A 26,973-nucleotide genomic window follows, 5' to 3' on the forward strand; every position below is an offset into this window, starting at 1 on the left:
GGTAGTCGGCAACGCCTCACGTGCGGTGGGCAGTTGCCAAACTCCGGCGGCCGAGGTCCCGCTCTGGTATGAGTCCTCGCACGGGAGACCGAATATGCCGACCGCGAGGGAACGAGAACGCCCCGGCCGTCAGGGACGGCCGGGGTGCGGGAAGAGGAAGGTCAGCGGTCGCCCGCGAGGTCCAGCTCGGCGGGGGACGGACCGTTGTCCCGCACGCGGGGCACCGCGCGGCTCCAGTGCCGTACGACGGGCTCGGACACACCGCGCCACCACGCGTCGGTGGGCAGTTTGCCGCCGGGCTCGAACGGTTCGCCGGGGCGCGGGGTGGCGAGGGCCTGTCCCGCGTCCTCGGCGACGTCCCTGGACCATTCGCCGGGCTCGGCCCAGGCGTGGGGCGCCAGGTTGAAGGTGCCCCAGTGGATCGGCATGAGGACGCCGTGCGGCTGCCCGCCCTGGAGGTCGAGGTGGGCGCGCAGGCCCTCCTCGGGCGTCATGTGGATGTCCGGCCACCACTCCGCGTACGCCCCGACCTGGATCATGGTCAGGTCGAACGGGCCGTGCGCCGCGCCGATGTCCTCGAAGCCCTGGAAGTACCCGGTGTCACCGCTGTGGTAGACGCGGTGCTCGGGTCCGGCCGCGACCCAGGACGCCCACAGGGTGTGCTGCGGGTTGCGCAGGCCCCGGCCGCAGAAGTGGCGGGCGGGCGTGGCGGTCAGGGTCACGTCGCCGACCTGGGTCGACTCGTGCCAGTCCAGTTCGCGCAGGCGGTCGGCGGGGACGCCCCAGTGCTCCAAATGCGCGCCGACGCCGAGCGGCACGGCGAAGACGGTGTCCGTCCCGGCGAGCGCCTTGATCGTGGGCATGTCCAGGTGGTCGTAGTGGTCGTGCGAGATGACGACCGCGTCGACCGGGCCGAGCGCCTTCAGGGGCAGCGGCGCCGGGTGCAGGCGCCTGGGCCCCGCGAAGGCGAACGGGGAGCAGCGCTCGCCCCACACCGGGTCGAAGAGGACCCGTACGCCGTCGATCTCCACGAGGACGCTGGAGTGGCCCATCCATGTCGCGCGCAGGCCGGTGGCGGACGGTTTCGCCAGGTCGGCGAGGGTGGTGGCGTGGACGGGGACGGTGCCCGTCGGGGCGCGCCGGGCCCGCTCCTCCTTGCGGAAGTAGACCTTGGCGAAGTCGAGCATCGACCCTTCGGGCTTGGTGCGGGTGCCCTGCGGGTTCTGGAACTGCCCGTCCGCGAAATTCGGCGACCTGCGGATCCGGGCGAGGCGGGCGCCCGTGGCCTCGGCGCCGAAGGCTGCGGGCTGCAGCGAGCGCAGCCCTGGGGTCAGGGAACGTGGCACAGCGCCTCCCGTTGATCGATCAGGTTCTTCCATTATGTGCCGCGGGCACGCACCTTCAGGAGGCGGACTCCAGATGTGCCTTGATGAGGTGCGGGTCAACGAAGCCCTTGGCCGTCACACGGTCCCCGGAGGACTCCCCGCGCAGCCTGCGCCCGATCCACGGCACCAGGAACTCGCGCGCCCAGTGGATGTCGTCGCGGCGCACCGCGAACGTGCCGCGCGGCGGGAGGAGCGGCCAGGGCTGCTCCGGGTCGGCGGGCACGTCGAGGCCGAGCGCCTGGGCGGCGCGCAGGGCGACGCGGGTGTGGCCCTCGGCGGAGAGGTGGAGGCGGTCCTCGTCCCAGGCCCGGCGGTCCTGGACGGACTTGAGGGACCAGAGGTCGAGGACGGGGCAGCCGTAGCGGTCGGCGATGGCGCGCACGTGCATGTTGTACGTGGCGATCTTGCCGCGCAGGTGCTTGAGGACGGCCACGTCGCGGGTGTCGAAGCCGGTGGCGACCAGGACGGTCCCGGCGGCCTCGGCAAGCCGGGCGACGGCCTTCTCGAACCGTTCGGCGACGTCGTCGGGGTCGGTGCCGGGCCGGATGATGTCGTTGCCGCCGGCGACGAAGGTCACGAGGTCGGGGGCGAGCTCGACGGCCCTGGGGACCTGGTCGGCGACGATCTGGTCGATGAGTTTGCCGCGTACGGCGAGGTTGGCGTACTGGAAGGTGTCCTCGGGAACGCGGTCGTCGAGGAGGACGGCGAGCCGGTCGGCCCACCCGACGAAGCCGCCGTCGGGACCGGGGTCGCCGACGCCCTCGGTGAAGCTGTCCCCCACGGCCGCGTAGGACCGAATCGTTCCGCTGACCACTGCGCCGCTGAGTGCTGTCGATTCGTTTGCCACGGCCACACATCTTTCACCTTCGGATGTGACCTACGCGATCGTAACCAGGGGTTGACGAGGGGTGAGAAAACACACTCGGCGCCCGGGGAATAACTCCGGGCGCCGAGAAACACGCAGGTGCGGTGGTGTCAGATGGCGACGCCGTGCCCGCGCAGGTACGCGACCGGGTCCACGTCGGAGCCGTAGTTCGGGGACGTACGGATCTCGAAGTGCAGGTGCGGGCCCGTGACGTTGCCGGTGGCGCCGGACAGGCCGATCTGCTGGCCCGCGCTCACGGTCTGCCCGGCGGAGACGCCGAGGGACGACATGTGGGCGTACTGCGAGTAGTGGCCGTCGGCGTGGCGGATGACGACCTCGTTGCCGTACGCGCCGTCCCAGCCCGCCGAGACGACGGTGCCCGGGCCGACGGCCTTGATGGCGGTGCCGGTGGGCACGACGAAGTCGGTGCCGGTGTGGTAGCCGCTGGACCACATGGAGCCGGAGGCGTGGTAGGCCGTGCCGGTGGAGCCGGCGACGGGCTTGACCCAGCCGGAGCTGTTCGTGGTCGTGGCGGCGGCCTTGGTGGTGGTGGTCTTCTGCTCGGCGCCGTTCAGCGTGAGCTTCATGCCGGGCAGGATGCGGTTCGCGTCCGCGCCGACGACCTTCTTGTTGGCCGCGTACAGCTTCTTCCAGCCGCCGTCGACCTTCTGCGCGGCGGCGATCTTCGACAGCGTGTCGCCGGACTTGACCGTGTAGGTCCGCGCGGTGGTGTCGCCGCTCGCCGCGTGGGCGCCGGTGGCGCCGATGAGCGGCAGGGCGAGCGCGGCCCCGCCGGCCGAGACGACGGCGGCGGCGCGGGTGATGCGCTGGGTCTTCGAGCGGCGGTGCTTTGCCTTTGCGGGCATGCCGGTTTTCCTCTCCGTCGCCTACGAGGTGAGCTGTCGGGTTCGGGCTGGAGTTGCCCGGCCGCGCCCGTCGTACGGGACACGGCTTCACCCCTAGCCGCGCTGGGGACATCCCTGGCGGCGTTCTGCCTGTGGGTCCCCCGCTCCTGCCGTCACGGGTCGTGGTTCGGGAATCCGGGCGGCGGCAGGATTAGGCGTTCCGTCCGGAGTGAAAGGTGACCGTAATCGAACGGCAAAGGCGGCGACAAACACCGAATTCGCGGAAGGGGCCGATTTCTTGATCACCTCAGGGCTTTCCGCGTCACCCAGCGTCAATGACATCCCTTTTCCGCCGTTGTCCCGCTTGGGAATTCGACGGAATGCGATACCGGAAGATCGCCACGTACCGTCACCGTTATGAGCCTGCTCACCCTTCCTGTCGGGGTGGGTTCCGCAGGCCGTGTCGTATCGTCTGACCGGCGCCCGCTGACACGAGCAACGCGGCCGCATTCGACCCGGGAGGAGCCCCCGTGACGCAGCACGTCCCGTCCACCGAGCCCGAGCTGTCCGGAGTGCGCAACTTCCGTGACGTGGGCGGCCTTCCGACCGTGGACGGCCGGCGCGTGCGTCCGGGAGTGCTCTACCGCAGCGGGCACCTCGCGCACGCCACCGCCGAGGACGCCGCGTTCCTCGCCGGGCTCGGCCTGCACACGATCTTCGACTTCCGCAACGCCGCGGACCAGCGCCTGGACGGCGCCGACGTCGAGCTGCCGGGCGTGCGCAATGTGAATCTGCCGCTGACCGACCCGGCGGACGGCGCCGAGTTCTGGCGGATGGTGCGCGACGGGAACATCGACCAGCTCCGCGCCCTGCTGTCCGAGGGCCGCGCCGCCAACCGCATGATCACGTCGTACCGGGCGATCATCTCCCAGCGCACCGCCGAGCACGGCCGCGTCCTGCACGCGCTGGCCGAGGACAGCGTGCCCGCGCTCATGCACTGCGCGGCGGGCAAGGACCGGGCGGGCCTGTCGATCGCGGTGACGCTGCTCGCCGTGGGCGTGGAGCGGGACGCCATCGAGGCGGACTACCTGGAGTCGAACGCCAGGCACCGCCGCTACAAGGTGCGCCGCAGTGGCACCTCGCCGGAGACCTACTCCCCCGAGGTCATGGAGCTGCTCAGCCCGCTGTTCGACGCCCGCGCCGAGTATCTGCGCGCGGCGTTCGAGACCATCGAGGAGACCTGGGGCACGACGGACCGCTACTTCGAGGAGGGGCTCGGGTTCGGCGCGGCCGACCGCGACCGCCTGCGCGAGCGCCTCCTCGACTGAGACCGGTGAGACCGGTGAGATCGGTGAGACCGGGCGGCGGCCCCTACCGGTTGGCGCCCAGCGTGAACAGCATGTAGATGAACGCGGCCAGGGCGTGGCCCGCGAAGACGTAGACGAGGACCCGCACCCAGATGCCGCGGGGCAGCTTGTCCTCGATGTTCCGGTTCTGGCTCATGTCAGACCTCTCGGGTCGGGCCGGCGGCCGGGCCGAGGCACAGCGCGGCGGTCGGGCTCTGCAACAGGGTGTGGACGAAGAGGAGCTCGGCCCCGCCCCGGTCCGCGGCGGCGATCCGGTGCGGGGTGAGCGAGTCGAAGTGGGCGCTGTCGCCGGGTTCGAGCCGGTAGGACGTGTCGCCGAGGCGCAACTGGAGCCGCCCCTCCAGGGCGTACAGCCACTCCTCGCCGGGGTGGACGCGGACGATGTCGCCCTGCGAGCCGTACGGCACGTGAACGCGCAGGGCCTGCATGCCGCGGCCCGGGGAGCCGGCCTGGAAGTAGGTCCAGCCGCCCGCCTCAGTCGCCTCCATGGCGTCGGCGCGGACGACGGCGTCACGGTCGGCCGGGGTCTCGCCCAGGAGTTCGGAGACCGTCGTACCGTAGATACGGGCGAGCGCGAGCAGCATCGGCAGCGACGGCTGGCGCTGGCCGGTCTCCAGGCGGGACAGGTGCGCGGGCGAGAGCCCCGCGGAGCGGGCGGCGGCCTCCAGGGTGAGGGCGGCGCGGCGGCGCAGGGCACGCAACTGAGGTGCGACGGTGGGCAGCTCGGCGGAGGCCGGGGTCCCCTCCGGCAGGGCAGGGCTCATACCTTGATTGAGCCAGAGCCCTGCCTGAGAGGCAAATTTCTTGCCTCTCAGGCAACTCGGACGAGAGTCAGCGGTTGGCGACCGCCTGCTTGATCAGTGTCCTGCCGAAGTCCCACATCAGGCCACCGCCGCTGTGTGCGTCGTCCATCACGGCCGTGAACGCCTCCACGAAGCGGTCGACGTCGGCCTCGTCGATCACCAGCGGCGGGATCAGCTTGATCACTTCGAGGTGGTCGCCGGAGACCTGCGTGAGGATGCGGTGCTTCTGGAGCAGCGGCACGACCACCATCTGCGCGAACAGGCCCTTGCGCGCGGCCTGGAGCATGGTCCAGCGGCTGCGGAGCTTGAGCGACTTGGGCCTGCCGAACTCGATGCCGATCATGAGCCCGCGCCCGCGGACGTCGCTCAGCAGCTCGTACTGGTCGGTCAGCGCGGTGAGGCGGGAGGAGAGCAGTTCGCCCATCACGCGCGCGTGGGCGACCGTCTCCTCGTCCTCCATGACGGAGAGGACGGCGAGCCCGGCCGCCATGGCCTGGGCGTTGGAGCCGAAGCTCGCCGAGTGGACGAGGACGCGGTCCATGGACGAGTAGACCTTCTTGAAGATCCAGTCCTTGCCGATCGTCGCGCCGACGGGGACGTAACCGCCGGAGAGCGCCTTCGCCACGCAGACGAGGTCGGGCTCGACGCCGTCCTCGTGCTGGTAGGCGTAGAAGTCGCCGGTGCGGCCGAGCCCGGTCTGCACCTCGTCGGCGATGAGCAGCGCCTTGTGCTTGTGCAGCAGCTCCTGCGCGGCGCGCAGATAGCCGGGCGGCGCCTCGTGCACGCCCTTGCCCTGGATCGGTTCGACGATGAGCGCGGCGACGTCGCCCTTCTTCAGCTCCTTGGCGAGCGCGTCGAGGTCGCCGAGGGGGACGGCGGTGTCGGGCAGCAGCGGGGCGAAGCCGTCGCGGAAGCCGTCCTCGCCGTTGACCGAGAGCGATCCCGTGGTCAGGCCGTGGAAGGCGTGCGCGCAGTACAGGACGCGCGGCTTGCCGGTGGCGTAGCGGGCGAACTTCAGCGCGGTCTCGACCGCCTCGGTGCCGCTGTTGCCGAAGAAGACGCGGTCCAGGTGCGGGCTGTGGGTGAGCAGCTTCTCGGCGAGCAGTCCTGGCAGCGGCTGGCAGTCGAACCGGGTGAGGTCGGCGAGCGAGGCGTCGAGGACGTCGTGCAGCGCCTTGCGCACGACCGGGTGGTGGCGGCCGAGGCCCATGACGCCGAACCCGGCGAGCATGTCCAGGTAGTCGTTGCCGTCCGCGTCCCAGAACTGCGCGCCCTCGGCCCGCTCGTACACCTTGTCGAAGCCGATGGTGTGGAGCATCTTCGGCAACTGGTGGTTGAGGTGCTTGGCGTGCAGCTCGTACCGTTCGGCGCCGCGCTCGGCGAGGAGCTTGCCGAGGTCGAACTCCTTGGTCATACGTGGTTCTCCTTGCCGGCCTTCTCTGCCGTACTGGCCTTCGGGTTCAAGCTCGTACTGATCCGCCCGGCGATCTCCACCGGCGTCAGGCCGATGTCGGCGAGCACCTCGCCCCGTTTCGCGTGTCCCAGGAACTGCTCGGGTATGCCGAACCGCCGTACGGGCACGTCCACGTCGGCGTCGCCGAGCGCGAGCGCGACGGCCGAACCGACGCCCGCCGCGCGGGAGTTGTCCTCGACGACCGCGACGAGGTCGTGCGCGGCGGCGAGCGGCGCGAGGTCCGGGTCGACGGGCTTGACCCAGCGGGGGTCGACGACCGTGCAGGGGATGCCGCGCGCTTGAAGGAGTTCGGCGGCCCGGAGGCAGACCGGGGCCATGACGCCGACGGAGACGAGCAGCACGCGCGCGTGCTCGGCCCGGTGCAGGACGTCGATGCCGCCCACCCGGTCCACCGCGGGTATCGGCGCCCCCACCGACTCCTTGGGGAAGCGCAGCAGGGTCGGGGCGTCGTCGACGGCGACGGCCTCGCGCAGTTGCGCGCGGAGCTGGTCGGCGTCGCGCGGCGCGGCGATCCGCAGGCCGGGGACGACCTGGAGGACGGACATGTCCCACATGCCGTTGTGCGAGGCGCCGTCGACGCCGGTGATCCCGGCCCGGTCGAGGACGAAGGTGACGCCGCAGCGGTGCAGGGCGACGTCCATGAGGAGCTGGTCGAAGGCGCGGTTGAGGAAGGTCGCGTAGACGGCGACGACCGGGTGCAGGCCGCCCGTCGCGAGGCCCGCGGCGGAGACGGCGGCGTGCTGCTCGGCGATCCCGACGTCCCAGACGCGGTCCGGGAACTCCTCCGCGAACTTCGTCAGGCCCACCGGGTGCAGCATGGCGGCGGTGATCGCGACGACGTCCTCGCGCTCCCGGCCGATCTTCGCGATCTCCTCGCCGAAGACCGAGGTCCAGGACGGCCCGTTCGACGGGGCGAGCGGTTCGCAGGTCAGGGGGTCCATGACGCCGACGGTGTGGAAGCGGTCGGCCTCGTCGGCGAGCGCGGGCTCGTAGCCGCGGCCCTTCTCGGTGAGGCAGTGCACGAGGACGGGGCCGTGGAAGCGTTTGGCGCGGCGCAGCGCGGACTCCATCGCGCCCACGTCGTGCCCGTCGATCGGTCCCACGTACTTCAGGCCGAGGTCCTCGAACATGCCCTGCGGGGCGAACGCGTCCTTGAACCCCTTCTTCGCGCCGTGCAGGGACTCGTAGACCGTGTGCCCGACCACGGGCGTGCGCAGGAGGACGTCCTTGCCCCAGGCCAGGACCTTCTCGTAGCCGTCGGTGGTGCGCAGGGTGGCCAGGTGGTTGGCGAGGCCGCCGATGGTGGGGGCGTAGGAGCGCTTGTTGTCGTTGACGACGATGATCAGCGGGCGGTCCTTGGCGGCGGCGATGTTGTTCAGCGCCTCCCAGGCCATGCCGCCGGTGAGCGCGCCGTCGCCGATGACGGCGACGACGTGGCCGCGCTCCCCCTGCACCTGGCGCGCCTTGGCGAGTCCGTCGGCCCAGCCGAGGGCGGTGGAGGCGTGGCTGTTCTCGACGATGTCGTGCTCGGACTCCTCGCGCGAGGGGTAGCCGGAGAGGCCGCCCTTGCCGCGCAGCTTGGAGAAATCCTGACGGCCTGTCAGGAGTTTATGTACGTAGCTCTGGTGGCCGGTGTCCCAGACCAGCTTGTCGACGGGCGACTCGAAGACCCGGTGCAGCGCGATGGTCAGCTCCACCACGCCCAGGTTGGGTCCGAGGTGGCCGCCGGTCCTCGCGACCGCGTGGACCAGGAACTCCCTGATCTCACCGGTCAGTTCGCCGAGCTCCTCCTCGCTCAGCGCCTTCAGGTCGCGCGGCCCCCGGATGGTTTCCAGAATCGTCACGTTCGAGCCCCCTTCCCGTTGCCTCTCACGGATTCAGCTCACGGTGACGCCGGGCGTACCCGACGCGACGCCGTCCTTCTCCATCTGCTCGGCGATCTTCATCGCCTCTTCGATCAGCGTCTCCACGATCCTCGACTCGGGCACGACCTTGATGACCTGGCCCTTCACGAAGATCTGCCCCTTGCCGTTGCCGGACGCGACGCCGAGGTCGGCTTCCCGGGCCTCGCCCGGACCGTTCACCACGCACCCCATGACGGCGACGCGCAGCGGCACCTCCATGCCGTCGAGCCCCGCGGTGACCTCGTCGGCCAGCCTGTACACGTCGACCTGGGCCCGCCCGCAGGAGGGGCAGGAGACGATCTCCAGGCGCCGCTGCCGCAGGCCGAGCGCTTCCAGGATCTGGATGCCGACCTTCACCTCCTCGGCGGGCGGCGCGGACAGGGAGACGCGGATGGTGTCACCGATGCCCTCGGAGAGCAACGCCCCGAACGCGACGGCCGATTTGACGGTGCCCTGGAACGCCGGGCCCGCCTCCGTCACGCCGAGGTGGAGCGGGTAGTCGCAGGCTGCGGCGAGCTGCCGGTAGGCGTTGATCATGACCACGGGGTCGTTGTGCTTCACCGAGATCTTGATGTCGCCGAAGCCGTGCTCCTCGAAGAGGGACGCCTCCCACAGCGCCGACTCGACCAGCGCCTCCGGCGTCGCCTTGCCGTACTTCGCCAGCAGCCTGCGGTCGAGCGAGCCCGCGTTCACACCGATGCGGATCGGTGTGCCCGCGTCGGAGGCCGCCCGCGCGATCTGCCTGACCTGGTCGTCGAACTTCTTGATGTTGCCCGGGTTCACGCGGACCGCCGCGCACCCCGCGTCGATCGCCGCGAACACGTACTTCGGCTGGAAGTGGATGTCCGCGATCACCGGGATCTGCGACTTGCGCGCGATGGTCGCGAGGGCGTCCGCGTCGTCCTGCGTGGGGCACGCCACCCGCACGATCTGACAGCCGGACGCGGTCAGCTCGGCGATCTGCTGGAGCGTGGCCCCGATGTCCGCGGTCCGTGTCGTCGTCATCGACTGCACGGACACGGGTGCGCCGCCTCCCACGGCGACCGGTCCGACCTGGATCCGGCGGCTCGCGCGCCGCTCGGCCAGGGGCCGGACCGGTACCTCGGGGAGGCCCAGTGAGACGGGCTCTCCGGCGTTCACGGCGTCGTCACCCGCGGTTCGCGGCGACGGTCTCGGTCATCGCCCGCAGGGACTCCTTGAGCGAGCCCATGGTGGCGAGGACGGCCGTCGGCTCGTAGCCGCAGTGCGCCATGCAGTTGGCGCAGCGCGGGTCCTTGCCGCGCCCGTACGCCTCCCAGTCGGTCTTCTCGATCAGCTCCCGGTACGTGGGCACGTAGCCGTCGCTCATCAGGTAGCAAGGCTTCTGCCAGCCGAACAGGGAGTAGTTCGGGATCGCCCACGCGGTGCACGGGAAGTCGACCTTGCCCTCCAGGAAGTCGAGGAACAGGGGCGAGTGGTTGAGCCGCCAGCGCCGCCGGTTGCCGCCCGCGAACGCCTTCTTGAACAGCTCGCGGGTCTGTGTGACGCCGAGGAAGTGCTCCTGGTCGGGGGCCTTCTCGTAGGCGTAGGCGGGCGAGATCATCATCTCGTCGACCTCGAGGTCGTCGTTGAGGTAGTTCATCACCTCGATGATGTTCTGCGGCGTGTCGTTGTTGAAGAACGTCGAGTTCGTCGTGACCCGGAAGCCGCGCCGCTTCGCCTCCTTGATCGCCTCCACGGCCTCGTCGAAGACGCCTTCCTTGGCGACCGACTCGTCGTGGCGCTCGCGCATCCCGTCGATGTGCACGGTGAACGCGAAGAACGGCGAGGGCGTGAACTTGTCGATCTTCTTGCGCAGCAGCATCGCGTTGGTGCACAGGAAGACGTACTTCTTCTTCGCGACGAGCTGGCGCACGATCTCGTCGATCTGCGGGTGCATCAGCGGCTCGCCGCCCGCGATGGAGACCATCGGCGCACCGGATTCGAGGACGGCGCCGACGGCCTGGGCGACGGGCATGCGCTGCTTCAGCACCCCGGCCGGGTGCTGGATCTTTCCGCACCCCTCGCACTTCAGATTGCAGGCGTAGAGCGGTTCCAGTTCGACAATGAGCGGGAACTTGTCCCGCCTGCGGATCTTCTGTTCAGCGAGATACGTCGCAACTTTGATGGACTGACGGAGCGGCATGGCCATCTGGCTCACCTCCGGGGGAGCGGCAAAGAACGGTGCCATTCGAAAAAAGCGGGAAGGACGGACCGAAGCACACGGAAGGCCGAGAGACCACCGCGCAGCGTGCCGATCCGGACGAGTTCATGTTCTGGAGCGTCGACGACCACCCTGACGGCCGCAACCGGACGTCCGTCGCCGCCGGCGGCGGCCGTGGCCGCGCGCAGGGTCGCGGCGGACTCCATGTCGACGGCGATCGCGCCGGTCGCGAGCAGGGCGCCGCGCTCGGGACCGCGGACCACATGGTCGGAGCCGGTGAGCGGGCCGGTGTGCACGGTCCGCCCTGGCACCGCTCTGACCAGCTCCTTCACCAGGAGGTCCGGGTCGACGCACGGCGTGCTGCCGTCCGCGTCCCGGGTCTCCTCGGCCACGACCAGGTCACCCGGGTGCATACCGGGCGCGAGCCCGGCGCAGAACCCGGTGGCGACCACGGCGGCGTCGCGCAGCGCGGCGCCTTCGAGGGCGCGGGTCATGGACCGTTCGGCGGCCCTCGGGCCCATGCCCGTACGGAGCACGGTCACGGGCGCCCCGGACCCGGCGCGGCCGCCGGTGCGCAGGGCGAGGCGTTCGATGCCCAGCGCGCACGCGACGAGCAGCGGGCCGGCCGCCGGGTCCCCGGTCACCCGCTGCCCTTGACCGGGCTCGCAGCCCGGTCGGCGAACGGTTCGCCGTGGACGTAGCGGCCGAGCGCGGTCAGCGGGAAGACGTGCCGGTACAGGTGGTAGTTGATGGAGAAGTCCCAGGGGAAGCCGGTCCCGGTGAAGTACGGCTCGTCCCAGGTGCCGTCCTCGGTCTGGGTGTCGGTGAGGAAGGCGATGCCCCGCTCGACGGCCCTGGACCCCCGCTCCCCCGCCGCGAGCAGCGCGAGGAGCGCCCAGGCGGTCTGGGAGGCGGTGGAGGCGCCGCGGCCCTTCCACTCCTCGTAGCGGTACGAGCGCAGGTCCTCGCCCCAGCCGCCGTCGTCGTTCTGCACGGATTCGAGCCAGGTGACGGCGCGGCGGATCGCGGGGTGCGTGGTGGGCAGCCCGGCCGCGGTGAGCGCGGGGACCACCGATCCTGTGCCGTACACGTAGTTGACGCCCCAGCGGCCGAACCAGGCGCCGTTCTCCTCCTGTTCGGCGAGGAGCCATTCGATGCCGCGCCGGGTGCGCGGGTCGTGGGTCTCGCCCTCGACGGCGAGCATCTCCACGACGTGCCCGGTGACGTCGGCGGAGGGCGGATCGATGACCTCGCCGAAGTCGCAGAATGGCAGCCGGTTGGGGAACGGGCTGGTGTTGTCGACGTCGAAGGCGCCCCACGCCCCGTTCCTCGACTGCATCCCGAGGTTCCAGCGCACGCCGCGCCGGATGGCCTTCTCGACACGCGCCTTGTCGGGGTGGTCCACCCGGCGCAGGGCGAGCACCACCTCGGCGGTGTCGTCGATGTCGGGGTAGTTGTCGTTGTGGAACTCGAAGGCCCAGCCGCCGGGCTCCAGGCGCGGCCTGCGCACGGACCAGTCGCCGGGCCGGTCGATCTGCTCGTCCAGCATCCACGTGGCGGCCTTGATCAGGCTCGGGTGGTCGGCGGGCAGTCCGGCGTCGGCGAGGGCGATGGTGGCGAGGCAGGTGTCCCACACCGGGGACTGGCAGGCCTCGATCATGCGGGCCCCGTCCTCGCGCCACACGGCGAACCGGTCGAGGGAGGCCAACCCCGCCTTGAGCACGGGGTGTTCGAGGTCGTAGCCGAGCAGGTGCAGGGCGATCACCGAGTAGACGGCGGGCGGCTGGATCCCGCCCCAGCAGCCGTCGTTCTCCTGCCGCTCGATGATCCAGCGGGCGGCGGTGTTGATCGCGGCCTTGCGCAGCCGCTTCAGGGCGACCTTGCGGTAGCCGTGCATCACCTTGTCGAGCCGCTGGAACGCGCCGTCCCAGCTCGTCACCGGGGCGAGCGGCCTGGCCGGGTTCGGGTCGTCCGGGTCGGTGTGCAGCTCGTCCAGCGGGAACGGCGCGGGCCGCACCGGGCGCTTCGCGGACACGATGGTGAGCGGCACGATGGTCTGCCGCGCCCAGCAGCCGAAGTCGTAGATGTTGAGCGGCATCCACTTCGGGAAGTAGATGAGCTCGGGCGGGAGTTCGGGCAGGTCCTCCCATTTCCACCAGCCGAACAGGGCGAGCCAGATCCGGGTGAAGACGCGGCTCGCGGCGATGCCGCCGCGCTCGCGGACCCACGCGGAGGCCCGCGCCATGTGCGGGGCGTCGGGGGCGTCCCCGGCGAGCCGCAGGGCGACGTACGCCTCGACGGTGGCGGAGAGGTCGCCGGGCCCGCCGTGGAAGGTGGCCCAGGTGCCGTCCTCGCGCTGCTCCCCGCGGATGAAGAGGGCGGCGGCGTCGGTGGTGGCCTGGTCGCGGATGCCGAGGAACTGGCGGAGCAGCAGGTCCTCGGCGTCCATCGTGACGTTGGTGTCGAGGTCGCCCTTCCACCAGCCCTGGGCGTCCTGCCGGGCGAGCAGGAAGTCCGTGGCGCGCTGTATGGCTCGGTCGGCGGCGCTGGGTGCCCCGGCCGCCCGGGGGGTGGTGTCGGTCAGGTGGGCAGTGGTGGCCGAGGTCGCTGCGGGAGCTGCCGCTCCGGTGCTTCCGTCGGTCGTCGCTGTCATGGCTATCCCTTCGTGCAGTGGTTCTTCTCTGCTGGGTAACCGTCGGCCGATGCCCTGGCGGGACACCGGCCGGCGACGCGAGTCATATGCGGCCGATAATGATCATCTCTTTCGTACGACGACGAAGTCGGCGAGCGCCGCGAACTGGGCGCGCACCTGGTCGGGCATCTGGACGGAGTCCAGGGCTTCGAGGGCGACGGTGTGCTGGCGCCGCGCCTCCTCGGTGGTCCACTCGCGCCCGCCGGCCTCCTCGATGAGGGCGGCGCGGGCGGCGAACTCCGCCTCGGAGAAGGTGTCGAAGTCGCTGTTCTTGGCGTCGGCGGCGAGGAGTTCGCCGAGCCGCTCGGAGGCCGGGCCGCCCGCGGCGAGCGCGGCGACGACGGGCAGCGACTTCTTGCGCTGGCGCAGGTCGCTCCAGGTCTGCTTGCCGGTGGACTCGGGGTCGCCCCAGATGCCGAGCAGGTCGTCGACGGCCTGGAAGGCGAGGCCGAGGTGGTAGCCGTACTTCTCCAGGGCGTCGGCGTCGGCGTCGTTCGCGCCGCCGAGGACGGCGCCGATGGAGGAGGCGCAGGCGAGCAGGGCGCCCGTCTTGTTGCCCTCCATCTCCAGGCACTCCTCGACGGTGACGCGCTCGCGGTGCTCGTAGGAGATGTCCTGCGCCTGGCCGTCGATGAGGGCGCGGCTCGCGGTGGTGAGGCGGCGCGTGGCGCGGCCCGCGTCGACGGAGGCGATCTCCAGGAGCACCTCGTTGGCCAGGGCGAACAGGGCGTCGCCGACCAGGATGGCCTGGGCGGGGCCGTGCACCTTCCATACGGTGTCGCGGTGGCGGCGCTGCTCGTCGCCGTCCATGAGGTCGTCGTGCAGGAGCGAGAAGTTGTGCACGAGCTCGACGGCGACGGCGCCGGGCACGCCGACCTCGGGGGCGGCGCCCGCGGCCTGCGCGGAGAGCACGGCGAGCGCGGGGCGCACGGCCTTGCCGCCGTCGCCGTCGGCGGGGTTGCCGGCCGCGTCGATCCAGCCGAAGTGGTAGGCGGCGACGGTGTCCATGGGCGGCGCGAGGCGGTCCACGGCCTTCTTGAGCACCGGCGTGGCCAGGGTGCGGCCGCGCTCCAGAAGGGCGGTCACGTCCACCGCGTCGGCAGCCGTTCCGGCCGAGGGCACAGGTGGCACAGTTTCTCCTTGGTTGACCGATGCCGGCGTCTCCGCCGGGTTGGGTTCGATGCTCACGCCGCCTCCCGGAACAGATGGCCGCGGGGGCGGCCGAGGGCGGCGAGCGCCAGGTCCGCGGCGCTGCTGCCGCTGCGGACGGCGCCCTCCATGGTCGCGGGCCACCCGGTGGCGGTCCACGCGCCGGCCAGGTAGAGGCCGGGGGCATTGGTGCGGGCCGTGGGCCGCAGGGCGCCGACGCCGGGGGTCGGCGCGAAGGTCGCCGTCCGCTCCCGGGTGACGAAGAAGTCGTGGACCTTGGCGCCGCGCGCGGCGGGCAGCAGGCGCTCCAGCTCGGGCAGGTAGCGCTCGCGCAGGACGGCGACGGGCTCGTCGATGTCGTCCTGCGCCGCCGACTGCGACACGGCGAGGTACTGGCCCTCGGTCACCCCGGACGCCTCCGTGCGGTCGAAGACCCACTGGACCGGGGAGCCGAGCGCGGTGAAGAACGGCTGCTTGAGCACCTTGCGGTCGTAGACGACGTGCAGGTTGAGGATGGGCGCGGTGCCGATCTTCAGCAGGCGGCCGGCGTCGTCGAGGGCGCCCTCGGGCAGCAGGTCGTACGCCTCGCGCTGCGGCACGGCGAGCACGACGGTGTCGGCGGTGAGGATCTGGCCGGATCCGTCCGCGCTCCCGGCCCCCTCGGGAACCTGGACGCGCCAACGCCCGTTCTCCGTACGGGAGAGGGAGGTGACGCGTGTACGGAGTGCGGTGCGTACCCCCGCGGAGTCGAGCGCCTTGCGGGCCAGGGTGTCGTGGAGTTCACCGAGGGGCACCCGGGCCCAGCCGATGTCGGAGGCGCCGGGGTCGGAGAGCAGCCCGGTCTTGAACACCATCGCGGCCAGGCCGAGCGAGGACTCCCCCGCCACCGCGTTGAGCGTCGCCACGCCGATGAGGTCCCACAGCGCCTCGATAGCGCGCGGCGACTGACCGTGCTGGGCCAGCCAGGAGCCGAAGTCCCGCTCGTCGAGCGCGGGGTCGGCGGGGTCCAGGCCCTTGAGGGCGAGGGCCGCGCGGCCGACGCTCGCGCGCTCGGCCAGGGACAGGTGCGGGTACATGGCCAGGCTCTTGGCCAGGTGCAGCGGTACGGGCAGCGCGGTGCGGCGCAGGCGGCCGAGCCGGTTGGTCGCGGCGTCGAGCACGGGGACGTCGAGACGTTCCTGCAGGGGCGCGAGCGACGTGGCGCAGATGCGGTCCAGGAACCAGCGGTAGGCGGTGCAGCAGCGCAGGTACACGTGCTGGCCGTTGTCGACGGTGAGGTCGCCGCGCTTGAAGGAGAAGGCGAGGCCGCCGAGGCGGGGCCGCCCCTCCAGGAGCGTGACGTCCATGCCGCCGTCGGCGAGCGAGAGCGCGGCGGTGACCCCGGCGAGCCCGCCGCCGATCACCACCGCGGCGGGCCGGGCGTGGTCCGCGTCGCGCGCTTCCGGTGCCGTGTCGGCACTGCTCATGCGCCCTCTCCCTCGATGCTGTCGATGGTGCGTACGGCCAGGGTGTGGCGGGGTTCGACGGATGTGACGAAAGCCGGGCAGGCCGTTGCATGCAGGGACGCCGCGCCGTGGTGGAGGGTTGCCCGCCACTTGGGCGCGGAGCCGACAGGGGACGCCGGGATGTCCATCAGACGCGCCTCCTGAGCGTGGCCCGCGAGACGGTGCGCGCGTCCAGCCCGGACAGGCCGCGCACCGCGACGTACGCCTTCTCGTGTCCGGGCAGGGAGACCCGGCCGCGCAGCACGGCCTCCGGCTCGCGCTCGATGCGGTCGAGCAGGCGGCGGTAGATACCGGCCATGGCGGCGACGCAGGCGCCGGAGCGCCGGTCGAGCATGGGCAGGAGGCGGTAGCCCTCGGCGAAGAGCGCGCGGGCGCGGCGGACCTCGAAGTGCACGAGACCGGTGAAGTCCGAACCGGCGGGCGGCAGCGGCCCGTCGAACCCGGCGGAGCAGCCGAACTTGGCGAGGTCCTCGGCGGGCAGGTAGGTGCGGCCGTCGGCGGCGTCCTCGCGCAGGTCGCGCAGGATGTTGGTCAGCTGGAGCGCGAGCCCGAGCGTGTCCGCGTACTCGGGCGCACGGTCGGCTTCGCGCGCCCCCGGTTCGGTGCCGAAGACGCCGAGGGAGACCCGTCCGATGGCGCCGGCGACGCACCGGCAGTACACCTTCAGGTCGTCCCAGGTCTCGTAGGTCTCGCCGCGCAGGTCCATCAGGACGCCGTCGATGAGTTCGTCGAGCCCGCCGAGCGGGATCGGGAACCGGCCCGCGGCGTGCGCGAGCGCGACGGCCACCGGATCGGTGTCGTCCTCCTCGACGCCGCCGTCCCGGACCCGGCCGAGCAGCGCCCGGGTCTCCTCCAGGCGCAGCGCCTTCACATCGGGCGCGAGCGTGCCGTCGCCGATGTCGTCGACACGGCGGGAGAACGCGTACACGGCCGACATGGCGCGCCGCTTGGCGGTCGGGAGCAGGCGGATGCCGTAGGCGAAGTTGCGGGCCTGCTGCCCGGTGACGGTCTCGCAGTAGCTGTATGCGGCGAGCACCGGTGCCGACACGTGCTGGTCAGACTCCACGGCTTTGCTCACCCCTCTCCTCGCAGAGTCGCTCCCACCTCGCGCAGCAGCTTGGGCTTGGTGGGCTTGGGCGGTCCGGACAGGACGTCGTACGAAACGGCGGTGATCGCGTGGACCGCCGCCTTCCCCCCACCCACGAACCCGGCCAGCAGCAGCTTCAGCCTGCCGTGGACGCTACCCACCAGGGGGGTGCCTTCATTCAGCAGGCGGAGGGCGCGTTCGGCCTCGAACGCGACCAGGGCGCGCACCGATGCGCCCGCGGTCGGGGCGGCGAGATCCGCCTCCTCGACGTGGAACCGTTTCATGTCCTCGGCGGGGAGGTAAACGCGGTCGCGCCCCAGGTCCTCGGCGACGTCCTGCAGATGTTCGACGATCTGCAGGCCGGTGCAGACCGCGTCCGAGCGGCGGACGCGCTCCGGGGTCGCGGTGCCGGTGATGGCGAGGACGAGGCGGCCGACCGGGTTGGCGGACAGCTCGCAGTACGCGACCAGGTCGTCGTAAGTCTCGTAGCGGCTGACGAGCTGGTCCTGGCGGTTGGCCTCGATGAGCCGGAGGAATGGCTCGGGGGTGAGCGAGCGGCGCCGGACCGTGGGCTGGAGCGCCGCGAGCAGGGGGTGGCGGGGCGTCGCGTCGAAGACCCTGTGCAGATCGGCCTCGAAGGCGTCGAGCATCGCGAGGCGGTCGTTCGCCCGTTCGGGTGATACGCCGAGCAGACGGGCGTCCGCGCCGCCCGGCGCGAGGTCGCCGTCGCCGATGTCGTCGACCAGGCGTGCGAATCCGTAGACCGCCATCAGGTCGTCGCGCCAGGCGCGCGGGAGGAAGAACGGGGCCACGGGGAAGTTCTCGTGGGCCGCCTTGTCGAGGGTGGCGCTCGCCGGGCTCAGCCGGGCCTCCGGGCGCTCGCGGGAAGGTGCGCTCACCGGGCGCGGTCCGTCTCCGGAACGACGGCGAAAGCCTCGTGGACCTGGAGAGTTTCCGTAGCCATTGCCGTCACGTCTCCCGTTCTACACTGCGGACCTAATAGACCCTATTTCGGACACGCCGCCCAATAAGACCCGGTACAGCTTACGTTGTACAACGATGGCCGCCACGGCGGGGTGTTCCGCGCATCACAAGAACACACCGATTGACGCCAAGATTCCTCGCGTACAAGGAAGTTGACCGATCGTTGACCTTGATCGCGACCGTTCAGGTCAATTAATTGGTACTTACAGACATATCAGAGGCCCCACCCGGAAGCATCCGGTGGGGCCTCATGAGACGCGGCCGGGAAGGCGGGCGGTTACCTGCCCGTGAACTTCTCGTACTCCTTCAGTACCTCCGCCGTCGGACCGTCCATACGCAGCTCCCCGCGCTCCAGCCAGAGGACCCGGTCGCAGGTGTCGCGGATCGACTTGTTGTTGTGGCTGACCAGGAAGACCGTGCCCGCGTGCTTGCGCAGCTCGCGGATGCGTTCCTCCGAGCGCTTCTGGAAGGAGCGGTCACCCGTGGCCAGCGCCTCGTCGATCATCAGGACGTCGTGGTCCTTGGCGGCCGCGATGGAGAAGCGCAGACGGGCCGCCATGCCGGAGGAGTACGTGCGCATCGGCAGGGTGATGAAGTCGCCCTTCTCGTTGATGCCCGAGAAGTCGACGATCTGCTGGTAGCGCTCCTTGATCTCCTCGCGGGACATGCCCATCGCCAGGCCGCCGAGGATCACGTTGCGCTCGCCCGTCAGGTCGTTCATCAGCGCCGCGTTCACACCGAGCAGCGAGGGCTGGCCGTCGGTGTAGACCTTGCCCCGCTCCGCGGGGAGCAGGCCCGCGATGGCGCGCAGCAGCGTCGACTTGCCCGAGCCGTTGGAGCCGATGAGGCCGACGGCCTCGCCCCGGTAGGAGGTGAAGGAGACGCCGCGTACGGCGTGCACCTTGCGCACGCCCCGCTCGTCGCCGCGCTTGAGTATGCGGCTGAGCGCCGAGGTGGCGCTGCCCTTGCCGGTCCGTGTGCCGTTGACCCGGTACACGATGTGCAGGTCGTCCGCGATGACCGTGGGCACGCGGGCCCCGGCCGTCTTGTCGAGTTCAGCCACGGCCGTACCGCTCCTCCGACTTCCAGAAGTAGATGAAGCCCACGACGCCGATGACGACCGCCCAGCCGGCCGCGAAGGCCCACACGTGCGGCGGCAGGTACGAGGACCCGTAGTCGTCGATCATGGCGAACCTGATCAGGTCCATGTAGACCGAGGCGGGGTTCCATTGCAGGACATCGGCGAGCCAGCCCGGCGCGTCCTTGTCCTTGAGCATCGCGGGGATGCTGAACATGACGCCCGAGGCGTACATCCAGGTCCGCATGACGAACGGCATGAGCTGCGCCAGGTCGGGCGTCTTGGCGCCGGCCCTGGCGAAGATCAGCGCGAGCCCCGTGTTGAAGACGAACTGCAGCAGCAGCGCGGGCACCACGAGGAGCCAGGACAGGGCCGGGAAGATCCCGAAGCCCACCATGACGAGGACCAGCACGATCATCGAGAAGAGCAGCTGCTGGAGCTGCTGGAGCGCGAACGAGATCGGCAGCGAGGCCCGCGGGAAGTGCAGCGCCCGCACCAGGCCCAGGTTCCCCGAGATCGCCCGTACGCCGGCCATGACCGAGCTCTGCGTGAAGGTGAAGACGAAGACGCCGGTCACGAGGAAGGGCACGTAGATGTCGTGCGGGATGCCCTTACGGGCGCCGAGCAGCAGGCCGAAGATGAAGAAGTAGACCGCGGCGTTGAGCAGGGGCGTCGCCACCTGCCAGACCTGGCCGAGCTTGGCCTGGCTGTACTGGGCGGTCAGCTTGGCCTGCGAGAAGGCGATGATGAAGTGGCGCCTGCTCCACAGTTGCCGTACGTACTCGATCAGGCCGGGGCGGGCTCCGCTGACGGACAAGCCGTACTTGGCGGCGAGCTCGGCCGGGGAGAGCCCGTCGTCGGGCGACGGGGCCGCGGTCACCGCGACCGGTCCGTCATGCGTTGTCTCACTCACAAGGGGAACTTTCGTCTTCAACAGCACAGCCTGGTCGGGCGGGGGGAGGAGCAGCGGCCGTCGTTGCGCCGCATGCTCGCAGACGTGAGCTTGTCAGATGACAGGTGGCCGGCCCAGTCGGGTCAGCCGCCACACCGTACGCCACTTCATGGGGCGCCGGGGGCCGCAGGGCGAGGTCCAGCCCTCCTTGAACCCGCCGAACCACGCCTTCAGCGCGGGGCCCGAGGGGCGGCGGAGGAGGGTCAGGAGCAGCCACACGCCGAGGTAGACGGGGATCAGCGGCGCGGGCAGGTTGCGGCGGGCCAGCCAGACGCGGTTGCGGGCCACCATGCGGTGGTAGACCGCGTGCCGGGACGGGGCCGTCGTCGGGTGGTTCAGGACCATGTCGGCGCGGTAGTCGATCATCCAGCCCGCGTCTAGGGCCCGCCACGCGAGGTCGGTCTCCTCGTGGGCGTAGAAGAACTCCTCCGGCAGCGGGCCGACCTCGGCGATGACGCGCGTACGGACGGCGTTGGCGCCGCCCAGGAACGTCGTCACGCGCGAGGAGCGCATCGGGTCGGCGGCGCGCAGCCTGGGCACGTGGCGGCGCTGGGTCTCGCCGGTGTCCGGGTCGGCGATGCGGAAGCTGATGATGCCGAGCCGCGGATCGGCGGCGAACGCCTCGCGGCACAGCTCGGCCGTGTCGGTCAGCGGCAGCAGGCCGTCGTCGTCGAGGAAGAGCAGGATGTCGACGTCCGATCCTGAGGGGCCGAACGCCTCGATGCCGACGTTGCGCCCGCCGGGGATGCCGAGGTTCTCGGGCAGCTCCACGGTCCGTACGCCCTCGGGGACGTCCGGGACCGGTGAGCCGTTGCCGACCACGACCACCTCGACCGGGTCGCCGTCCTGCTTGGCGACCGAGTCGAGGAGGGCGCGCAGCTCGGCCGGGCGGTTGCCCATGGTGATGATCACCGCGCCGACCTTGGCGGGCCGCGCCGGGGTGCTCACTTCAGCCTGCTCGACGCGAGGATGGACACGAGGTGCAGCAGGGTCTGGAGCAGCGCGATGCCCGCGAGGACGGCCACGCCGAGGCGGGTGAAGAACAGGTCGCCCCGGATCTGGTCGACGATCGCGAGGACCAGGATCAGCAGGCTCGCCTCGATGCCGAGGATCAGGCGGTGGAACTTGAGCGCGGACGCCGCCCTGCGGGCGAGCGCCATGCCCGAGGTGCGGATCTCGGAGGCCGACTCCTTGACCTGCTCCCGGCCGCTCTGCGCGCGGGCCACGGCGACGAGGTCGGTCTCGGCCTTGATCAGGATGGCGCCGAGGGCGGCGAGCGTGCCGAGGAACGCCCACAGCCAGTCGATCCGGCCCGTGCCGAACAGGTCGGCGGCGCGCAGCCCGAAGCCGACCAGGACGGCGGCGTCGGTCAGGTAGGCGCCGACGCGGTCCATCCAGACGCCCGCGAGGGAGTACTGCTTGCGCCAGCGGGCGATCTCGCCGTCGACGCAGTCGAGCAGCAGGTACAGCTGGACCGCGACGACGCCGAGGACCGCGCCCCAGACGCCCGGCAGGAGCAGGGCGGGGGCGGCGAGGACGCCGCAGACGGTCATCAGGTAGGTCAACTGGTTGGGCGTGACCTTGGTGTTCACCAGGTGGCGGTCTATGCGCAGCGAGATCTCGCGCATGTAGAGCCGTCCGCCCCAGTGCTCGCCGCTGCGTCGGTCCTTCACGCCCGCGGGGTGAACGACCGGGCGGAGCTCAGCTACCGATGGCTTGTGCATAGTCGGCGTATGCGTCCCTGATCTGGTCGGTGGAGAGGTTCAGGTGTTCGAGGATCGTGTAGCGGCCGGGCCGGGTCTGCGGAGCGAACTCCACGACCTTGACGAACTCCTCCACGCTGAAGCCGATCTCCTCGGGCAGCACGGGAAGGCCGTGGCGGCGCAGCACGGAGGCCATGTGCAGGGACTCCTCGCGGGCGCCGCGCAGGTGCATCGCGAAGGCCGCGCCCAGGCCGCACTGCTCGCCGTGGCTGGCGGCGCGCTTGGGGTGGAGGAGGTCGAAGGCGTGGTTGATCTCGTGGCAGGCGCCGGAGGCGGGCCGCGAGTCGCCGGAGATCGACATGGCGATGCCGGTCAGGACGAGCCCCTCGGCGAGGACCTGGAGGAAGCCGTCGTCGCCGACGCCGCCGGGGTGGCGCAGGACGGCCTCGCCGGCCTGGCGGGCCATGGCGGCGGCGAGCCCGTCGATGTCCTCGCCGCGCTCGCGCGCCGCGAGCTCCCAGTCCCGGATCGCGGAGATGTTGGAGACGGCGTCGCCGATGCCGGAGCGCACGAAACGGACGGGCGCCTCCCGGATGACGTCGAGGTCGATGACGACCGCGATGGGGTTCGGCACGCCGTACGAGCCGCGGCCCGCGTCGTTGTCGAGGGTCGCCACGGGCGAGCAGAGGCCGTCGTGCGACAGGTTCGTCGCGACGGCGACCAGCGGCAGGCCCACGCGCGCGGCGGCGAACTTCCCGCAGTCGATGATCTTGCCGCCGCCGAGGCCGACGATGGCGTCGTAGCGGCCCGCCTTCTTGACGTCGTCGGCGAGCTGCACGGCGTCGTCGAGGGTGCCGCCGCCGACCTCGAACCAGTCGGCGCGGGGCAGCGAGGGCTCCAGGCGGGCGCGCAGGGCGGCGCCCGAGCCACCGCTGATCGCGATGGCCAGGCGCCCCGTGGACGACGAGATCCTCTGGTCGGCGAGGACCCCGGCCAGGTCGTCGATCGCCCCCGGCCGGATGTCGACGACGACCGGCGAGGGAATCAGCCTCGTCAGTACTGGCACGCGATCTCCCGGGCCTTGGCGAGGTCGTCGTGGTTGTCGATCTCGACCCACTTGACGTCGCCGATGGGGGCGACGTCGACCTTGAAGCCGCGGTTGACGAGCTCCTGGTAGCCGTCCTCGTAGTAGAGCTGCGGGTCGCGCTCGTAGGTGGCCTTGAGGGCGTCGGCCAGCTCGTCGGCGGCCTCGCCCTCGATGAGGGTGACACCGATGTACTCGCCGGTCGCCTCGGCCGGGTCCATCAGCTTGGTGATGCGCTGGACGCCCTTGTCGGGGTCGACGACGACCTTCATCTCCTCCTCGCCGAGGTTCTTGACCGTGTCGAGGGCGAGGATGATCTTCTTGCCGTCGCCGCGGGCGGCGAGCAGCGTCTTCTCGACGGAGACGGGGTGCACGGTGTCGCCGTTGGCGAGGATCACCGAGTGCTTGATGGCGTCACGGCCGCACCACAGCGAGTAGGCGTTGTTCCACTTCTCGGCGATGTCGTTCTCGATGAGCGTCAGCTTCAGGCCGTACTTCTCCTCGAGGGCGGCCTTGCGCTCGGCGACGACCTCCTTGCGGTAGCCGACGATGATGCCGACTTCCTCCAGGCCGATCTCGGCGAAGTTCTTGAGGGTGAGGTCGAGGACGGAGAGCTCGTTCTCGGTTCCCTCGCCCGCGACGGGCACGAGCGCCTTGGGGAGCGTCTCGGTGTAGGGGCGGAGCCGGCTGCCGGCGCCGGCGGCCAGGACGAGGCCGATCATGCGGGTTCTCCTTCATCGTGTACGGCGGGCGCGCCACGCCGGGCGGACGCGACCCAGAAGCGGATGCTCTCGGCGAGCACCACGAGTGCCACGACCACGGCGAGAACCGTGAGCGCGAGCGTGAAATCGGTCGGTGTGAGCAGCGCGGCCAGCAAGGTGACCAGGAGGGTCCTGCCGTCGTGCCCGCCGATGGCCTGCGTCAGCCATCGCGGGGGCGCTCCCGTGCCGCCGCGGATGCGGTACACCGTGTCGTAGTGATGGTAGGCGACCGCCGCGACCAGCCCGAATGCCGCGGGAAGGGCCCCCTGCACGTCCGCCTTGGCGGCGATGAGCAGGACCGTGCCGTACTCGGCGGCCCGGAAGATCGGCGGGACCAGCCAGTCCAGGGGGCCGGTGAGGGGCCCGGAGACGGCGAGGGAGGACAGGAGCGCGTAGGGGCAGGCCGCGCCGAAGTAGGCCCAGTTCCCGTAGTCGGAGGCGGCCACGTCGGTGACGAGGAGAACGGCGGCGATCGCGGCGAGCAGCGGGGCCGCGTAGCCGCCGCCCCGCAGCTTGCGGATGGTGGCGCCGTCGAGGAGGCCGGTGTCGGCGAGGTCGGCGAGGGCCTGGGCGGCGCGCGGGGTCCGCTTCGCCTTGCGGGTCAGCGAGCGCAGGACGCGTCCGGCGGTGGTGTAGCAGGCGGCGAGGGCGCAGCCGATGAGCAGGACGACGAAGGTGATGCGGGGGGTGGTCACCGCTGTGAGGACCGCGATCAGCGCCCAGCGTTCGCCGATCGGCAGGACTATCATCCGGCGCACCCAGACCGTCCACCCGACGCTGTCGAGCTTGTCGGAGAGCGCGGCGGTGGGGCTGGTGTTGGCGGTCGCGTCGTGGTTCGCCTCGTTGAAGGAGAAGTCGACGACGTGGCGGCAGGTCTGGAGGACCATCGCGCCGAGGGCGAGGGCCCAGACGTCATCCCCCGTGGCGTTCGCCGCGCCGAGCGCGAGGCCCGCGTAGTACGCGTACTCCTTGGCGCGGTCGAAGGTCGCGTCGAGCCAGGCGCCGAGCGTCGAGTACTGCAACGAGTAGCGGGCGAGCTGCCCGTCGGTGCAGTCCAGGACGAAGGAGAGGAGCAGCAGCACACCGGCGGCGACGAAGCCGGGCCGGGTGCCGGTCGCCGCGCAGCCCGCCGCGATCAGGGCGACGAGCAGCGAGGCGGTGGTGACCTGGTTCGGGGTCAGGCCGCGCCGGGCGCACCAGCGCGCGATGTAGCGGGAGTAGGGGCTGATGCAGTACGTGGTGAAAAAGCCGTCCCGCGCCTTGACCGCCGTACGCAGCCGGATCGCCTCGTCGTCGACGGCGGCGACGGCCTGCCGCGCCTCGTTGCGGGCCTGCGGGTCGGCGGGGACGGCGGCGACGAGTTCGCCGAGCTCGGGGCGGTGCACGTCGGTGCCGGCCGCCTCCAGGCCCTTGGCCAGGGCGTCGGGCGCGATCCCGGTGTCCTCGGCCGCGCGCTGGAGCGCCTGGCGGGCCTCGGGCTTGGCGGTGACGGCGCCGGGGATCGCGGACGCGGTGAAGCGGGGGTCGGTGAGGCCGAGGCGCAGGGCGTGGACGTGGCCCACGAACCCCGCGTCGACGACCGCGACCCGCTGGTCGCCGGGGACACCGGCGAGCGCCGCTTCGGCGTCGGCCGCGTCCGGGGCGAGTCGAACGTCGAAGCCGAGTGCCCGCAGATCGCCCTCCAGGGACGACCCGGGAACCGGCTGACCGGTGACAATGGCGGTCGACAGACGAACTCACTCCTTGGGTGCCGACGCGAGCGCGCCGGGCTCATGCACGATGAAGGCGCCCGAGGCCCCAGGGTGGCCGGGCGGCATGTCGGCAGAGGCTATCGGATGAGGGCGAGCGGGCGTTCACCGCCCGTTCACGCCCCGATCGGCCGCTGTCCCACGCGGACTGCTCCGTCCAGGCCGCCCGTGCATCATTGACGATCAAGGGCCCGTGCCACAAACCCGCCCCGGGCCGCGCCCGGCTTAGGGTGGTGCGTCATGACATGGCTGATCACCGGCGGAGCCGGATACATCGGGGCACATGTGGCGCGGGCCATGACGGCCGCCGGGGAGCGCGTCGTCGTCCTGGACAACGTGACGTCGGGGGTGCCCGACCGGCTGCCCGCGCGGATCCCGCTGGTACGGGGCTCGGCCCTGGACGGCGACCTGGTCCGCCGGGTCTGCGCCGAGCACGAGGTGAGCGGCGTCGTGCACCTCGCCGCGCACAAGCAGGTCGGCGAATCGGTGGAGAAGCCCGAGCCGTACTACCGGGACAACGTGGGCGGGCTCGCCACGCTCCTGGAGGCCGTCGCGGAGTCGGGCGTGCGCCGCTTCGTCTTCTCCTCGTCCGCCGCCGTCTACGGCAACCCGGACATCCCGGTCACCGAGCTCATCACCGAGTCGACGCCGTGCGCGCCCGTCAACCCGTACGGCGAGACGAAGCTCGCGGGCGAGTGGCTGGTGCGGGCGGCCGGGCACGCACACGGGATGGCGACGGTCTGCCTGCGCTACTTCAACGTGGCGGGCGCGAGCGAGCCGCACCTCGCCGACATCGGCGTCTACAACGTGATCCCGATGGTCTTCGACCGGCTCACCCGAGGCGAGGCCCCGCGGATCTTCGGCGACGACTACCCGACGCCGGACGGGACGTGCGTACGCGACTACATCCACGTCGCCGACCTCGCCGAGGCGCACCTGGCGGCGGCCCGCAGGCTGGCGCGGCCGGACGCGGGCGGCGACCTGACCCTGAACATCGGCACGGGCCGGGGCGTCTCGGTGCGGGAGCTGATCGACGTGATCGCGGACGTCACCGGGGACCGCACGCCCGCGCTCGTCGAGCCGCGCCGCCCGGGGGACGCGCCGCGCGCGGTCGGCTCCTCGGCGCTGGCCGAGAAGGAGCTGGGCTGGACGGCGACGCGCTCGGTGCGCGAGATGGTCGAGTCGGCCTGGGCCGGCTGGTGCCTGCGCCACCCGGAGGCGTCCCGCGCGTGACGCCCCGTCCGCCCGGCCCGCGTAGGTGCCCCCTGCATCAAGTGAGGCGTTTGCGCAGGTCGGAGCGGTGCTGGGGCCAATGACAACGGTGTTCACTGCAGTGTTTGCGGATACCCCCTCCCCGTAGTTCACTGTGATCGCCGCCCCGGGACCGGGACGGCGGGGGCGCACC

At 71.4% G+C, this 26,973-nt stretch carries 25 protein-coding genes and 1 riboswitch; of the genes, 2 read left to right on the top strand and 23 right to left on the bottom strand.

Annotated elements, in window-relative coordinates:
- Window positions 1-161: 161 nt before the first annotated feature.
- The 3 genes from ABZ877_RS20935 to ABZ877_RS20945 form a co-directional block, all read right to left on the bottom strand.
- Complete coding sequence (locus ABZ877_RS20935; protein WP_361073311.1) at window positions 162-1,346, bottom strand: MBL fold metallo-hydrolase; 1,185 nt, start codon at window positions 1,344-1,346, stop codon at window positions 162-164.
- Between the two features lie 55 nt (window positions 1,347-1,401).
- Entirely contained in the window at window positions 1,402-2,184 is a 783-nt protein-coding gene (locus tag ABZ877_RS20940) for an SGNH/GDSL hydrolase family protein (RefSeq protein ID WP_361073443.1), read from the bottom strand.
- Between the two features lie 176 nt (window positions 2,185-2,360).
- Window positions 2,361-3,116 carry a LysM peptidoglycan-binding domain-containing M23 family metallopeptidase gene (locus ABZ877_RS20945; RefSeq protein WP_361073314.1) on the bottom strand — a complete coding sequence of 252 codons (756 nt, stop codon included), beginning with the start codon at window positions 3,114-3,116 and terminating at the stop codon, window positions 2,361-2,363.
- Between the two features lie 5 nt (window positions 3,117-3,121).
- A riboswitch (cyclic di-AMP (ydaO/yuaA leader) is annotated at window positions 3,122-3,323 on the bottom strand.
- Between the two features lie 302 nt (window positions 3,324-3,625).
- Between ABZ877_RS20945 and ABZ877_RS20950 the strand changes: the two genes are divergently transcribed.
- Complete coding sequence (locus ABZ877_RS20950) at window positions 3,626-4,423, top strand: tyrosine-protein phosphatase (protein WP_361073317.1); 798 nt, start codon at window positions 3,626-3,628, stop codon at window positions 4,421-4,423.
- Window positions 4,424-4,466: 43 nt separating this feature from the next.
- On the opposite strand, the gene ABZ877_RS20955 is transcribed toward ABZ877_RS20950, so the two are convergent.
- From ABZ877_RS20955 to ABZ877_RS21050, 20 genes are all read right to left on the bottom strand, one after another.
- Window positions 4,467-4,598, bottom strand: coding sequence for a DUF6126 family protein (locus ABZ877_RS20955; protein ID WP_361073320.1), 132 nt, complete (start codon window positions 4,596-4,598; stop codon window positions 4,467-4,469).
- A gap of 1 nt (window position 4,599) precedes the next feature.
- Complete coding sequence (locus ABZ877_RS20960) at window positions 4,600-5,226, bottom strand: XRE family transcriptional regulator (RefSeq protein WP_361073323.1); 627 nt, start codon at window positions 5,224-5,226, stop codon at window positions 4,600-4,602.
- A 67-nt stretch (window positions 5,227-5,293) separates the two neighbouring features.
- Window positions 5,294-6,679, bottom strand: coding sequence for an aspartate aminotransferase family protein (locus ABZ877_RS20965; protein WP_361073326.1), 1,386 nt, complete (start codon window positions 6,677-6,679; stop codon window positions 5,294-5,296).
- Window positions 6,676-8,583: a 1-deoxy-D-xylulose-5-phosphate synthase gene (gene dxs / locus ABZ877_RS20970; protein WP_361073328.1), complete on the bottom strand. Its 1,908-nt coding sequence runs from the start codon at window positions 8,581-8,583 to the stop codon at window positions 6,676-6,678. Before dxs ends, ABZ877_RS20965 begins: the two co-directional genes overlap by 4 nt.
- A gap of 33 nt (window positions 8,584-8,616) precedes the next feature.
- Window positions 8,617-9,783 carry a flavodoxin-dependent (E)-4-hydroxy-3-methylbut-2-enyl-diphosphate synthase gene (gene ispG, locus ABZ877_RS20975; protein WP_361073331.1) on the bottom strand — a complete coding sequence of 389 codons (1,167 nt, stop codon included), beginning with the start codon at window positions 9,781-9,783 and terminating at the stop codon, window positions 8,617-8,619.
- Window positions 9,784-9,790: 7 nt separating this feature from the next.
- Window positions 9,791-10,813: an adenosyl-hopene transferase HpnH gene (gene hpnH / locus ABZ877_RS20980; protein ID WP_361073333.1), complete on the bottom strand. Its 1,023-nt coding sequence runs from the start codon at window positions 10,811-10,813 to the stop codon at window positions 9,791-9,793.
- A 5-nt stretch (window positions 10,814-10,818) separates the two neighbouring features.
- A complete protein-coding gene (locus ABZ877_RS20985) occupies window positions 10,819-11,469 on the bottom strand; it encodes a 1-hydroxy-2-methyl-2-butenyl 4-diphosphate reductase (protein ID WP_361073336.1) in 651 nt (216 codons plus the stop codon).
- A complete protein-coding gene (gene shc, locus ABZ877_RS20990; RefSeq protein ID WP_361073339.1) occupies window positions 11,466-13,478 on the bottom strand; it encodes a squalene--hopene cyclase in 2,013 nt (670 codons plus the stop codon). The genes ABZ877_RS20985 and shc overlap by 4 nt, the downstream gene beginning before the upstream one ends.
- A 102-nt stretch (window positions 13,479-13,580) precedes the next feature.
- Window positions 13,581-14,639 (bottom strand): polyprenyl synthetase family protein, encoded by a 1,059-nt coding sequence (locus tag ABZ877_RS20995; protein ID WP_361073446.1) that lies wholly within the window; start codon window positions 14,637-14,639, stop codon window positions 13,581-13,583.
- A 62-nt stretch (window positions 14,640-14,701) separates the two neighbouring features.
- Window positions 14,702-16,132 carry a hydroxysqualene dehydroxylase HpnE gene (gene hpnE / locus ABZ877_RS21000; protein ID WP_361073342.1) on the bottom strand — a complete coding sequence of 477 codons (1,431 nt, stop codon included), beginning with the start codon at window positions 16,130-16,132 and terminating at the stop codon, window positions 14,702-14,704.
- Window positions 16,129-16,299 carry a DUF6380 family protein gene (locus tag ABZ877_RS21005; RefSeq protein WP_361073345.1) on the bottom strand — a complete coding sequence of 57 codons (171 nt, stop codon included), beginning with the start codon at window positions 16,297-16,299 and terminating at the stop codon, window positions 16,129-16,131. The genes hpnE and ABZ877_RS21005 overlap by 4 nt, the downstream gene beginning before the upstream one ends.
- Window positions 16,299-17,249, bottom strand: coding sequence for a presqualene diphosphate synthase HpnD (gene hpnD / locus ABZ877_RS21010; protein ID WP_361073348.1), 951 nt, complete (start codon window positions 17,247-17,249; stop codon window positions 16,299-16,301). The genes ABZ877_RS21005 and hpnD overlap by 1 nt, the downstream gene beginning before the upstream one ends.
- Entirely contained in the window at window positions 17,246-18,157 is a 912-nt protein-coding gene (gene hpnC, locus ABZ877_RS21015) for a squalene synthase HpnC (RefSeq protein WP_361073351.1), read from the bottom strand. Before hpnC ends, hpnD begins: the two co-directional genes overlap by 4 nt.
- A 362-nt stretch (window positions 18,158-18,519) precedes the next feature.
- Window positions 18,520-19,305, bottom strand: a complete 786-nt coding sequence (locus ABZ877_RS21020) for an ABC transporter ATP-binding protein (protein ID WP_361073354.1) — start codon at window positions 19,303-19,305, stop codon at window positions 18,520-18,522.
- Window positions 19,298-20,233 carry an ABC transporter permease gene (locus ABZ877_RS21025; RefSeq protein WP_361073357.1) on the bottom strand — a complete coding sequence of 312 codons (936 nt, stop codon included), beginning with the start codon at window positions 20,231-20,233 and terminating at the stop codon, window positions 19,298-19,300. Before ABZ877_RS21025 ends, ABZ877_RS21020 begins: the two co-directional genes overlap by 8 nt.
- Window positions 20,234-20,326: 93 nt before the next feature.
- Entirely contained in the window at window positions 20,327-21,172 is an 846-nt protein-coding gene (locus tag ABZ877_RS21030; RefSeq protein WP_361073449.1) for a glycosyltransferase, read from the bottom strand.
- Window positions 21,173-21,216: 44 nt separating this feature from the next.
- A complete protein-coding gene (locus tag ABZ877_RS21035) occupies window positions 21,217-21,996 on the bottom strand; it encodes a CDP-alcohol phosphatidyltransferase family protein (protein WP_361073360.1) in 780 nt (259 codons plus the stop codon).
- Window positions 21,974-23,041: an iron-containing alcohol dehydrogenase family protein gene (locus ABZ877_RS21040; protein ID WP_361073363.1), complete on the bottom strand. Its 1,068-nt coding sequence runs from the start codon at window positions 23,039-23,041 to the stop codon at window positions 21,974-21,976. Before ABZ877_RS21040 ends, ABZ877_RS21035 begins: the two co-directional genes overlap by 23 nt.
- Window positions 23,029-23,781, bottom strand: coding sequence for a phosphocholine cytidylyltransferase family protein (locus ABZ877_RS21045; RefSeq protein ID WP_361073366.1), 753 nt, complete (start codon window positions 23,779-23,781; stop codon window positions 23,029-23,031). The genes ABZ877_RS21040 and ABZ877_RS21045 overlap by 13 nt, the downstream gene beginning before the upstream one ends.
- Window positions 23,778-25,550, bottom strand: coding sequence for a DUF5941 domain-containing protein (locus tag ABZ877_RS21050; protein WP_361073452.1), 1,773 nt, complete (start codon window positions 25,548-25,550; stop codon window positions 23,778-23,780). The genes ABZ877_RS21045 and ABZ877_RS21050 overlap by 4 nt, the downstream gene beginning before the upstream one ends.
- Window positions 25,551-25,808: 258 nt before the next feature.
- On the opposite strand from ABZ877_RS21050, the gene galE reads away from it, so the two are divergent.
- Window positions 25,809-26,801: a UDP-glucose 4-epimerase GalE gene (gene galE, locus ABZ877_RS21055; RefSeq protein WP_361073369.1), complete on the top strand. Its 993-nt coding sequence runs from the start codon at window positions 25,809-25,811 to the stop codon at window positions 26,799-26,801.
- The last annotated feature ends 172 nt before the right edge of the window (window positions 26,802-26,973 follow it).

This window comes from Streptomyces sp. NPDC046939 (assembly GCF_040644575.1).
Classification (GTDB): domain Bacteria; phylum Actinomycetota; class Actinomycetes; order Streptomycetales; family Streptomycetaceae; genus Streptomyces.

Excerpts from the sequence above, each read along its gene's own strand:
- ABZ877_RS20945 (WP_361073314.1), bottom strand. The coding sequence starts at position 3,116 with ATGCCCGCAAAGGCAAAGCACCGCCGCTCGAAGACCCAGCGCATCACC.
- ABZ877_RS20955 (WP_361073320.1), bottom strand. The coding sequence starts at position 4,598 with ATGAGCCAGAACCGGAACATCGAGGACAAGCTGCCCCGCGGCATCTGG.
- ABZ877_RS20960 (WP_361073323.1), bottom strand. The coding sequence starts at position 5,226 with ATGAGCCCTGCCCTGCCGGAGGGGACCCCGGCCTCCGCCGAGCTGCCC.
- ABZ877_RS20965 (WP_361073326.1), bottom strand. The coding sequence starts at position 6,679 with ATGACCAAGGAGTTCGACCTCGGCAAGCTCCTCGCCGAGCGCGGCGCC.
- hpnH (WP_361073333.1), bottom strand. The coding sequence starts at position 10,813 with ATGGCCATGCCGCTCCGTCAGTCCATCAAAGTTGCGACGTATCTCGCT.
- shc (WP_361073339.1), bottom strand. The coding sequence starts at position 13,478 with ATGACAGCGACGACCGACGGAAGCACCGGAGCGGCAGCTCCCGCAGCG.
- hpnE (WP_361073342.1), bottom strand. The coding sequence starts at position 16,132 with ATGAGCAGTGCCGACACGGCACCGGAAGCGCGCGACGCGGACCACGCC.
- ABZ877_RS21005 (WP_361073345.1), bottom strand. The coding sequence starts at position 16,299 with ATGGACATCCCGGCGTCCCCTGTCGGCTCCGCGCCCAAGTGGCGGGCA.
- ABZ877_RS21030 (WP_361073449.1), bottom strand. The coding sequence starts at position 21,172 with ATGGGCAACCGCCCGGCCGAGCTGCGCGCCCTCCTCGACTCGGTCGCC.
- ABZ877_RS21035 (WP_361073360.1), bottom strand. The coding sequence starts at position 21,996 with ATGCACAAGCCATCGGTAGCTGAGCTCCGCCCGGTCGTTCACCCCGCG.
- ABZ877_RS21045 (WP_361073366.1), bottom strand. The coding sequence starts at position 23,781 with ATGATCGGCCTCGTCCTGGCCGCCGGCGCCGGCAGCCGGCTCCGCCCC.
- galE (WP_361073369.1), top strand. The coding sequence starts at position 25,809 with ATGACATGGCTGATCACCGGCGGAGCCGGATACATCGGGGCACATGTG.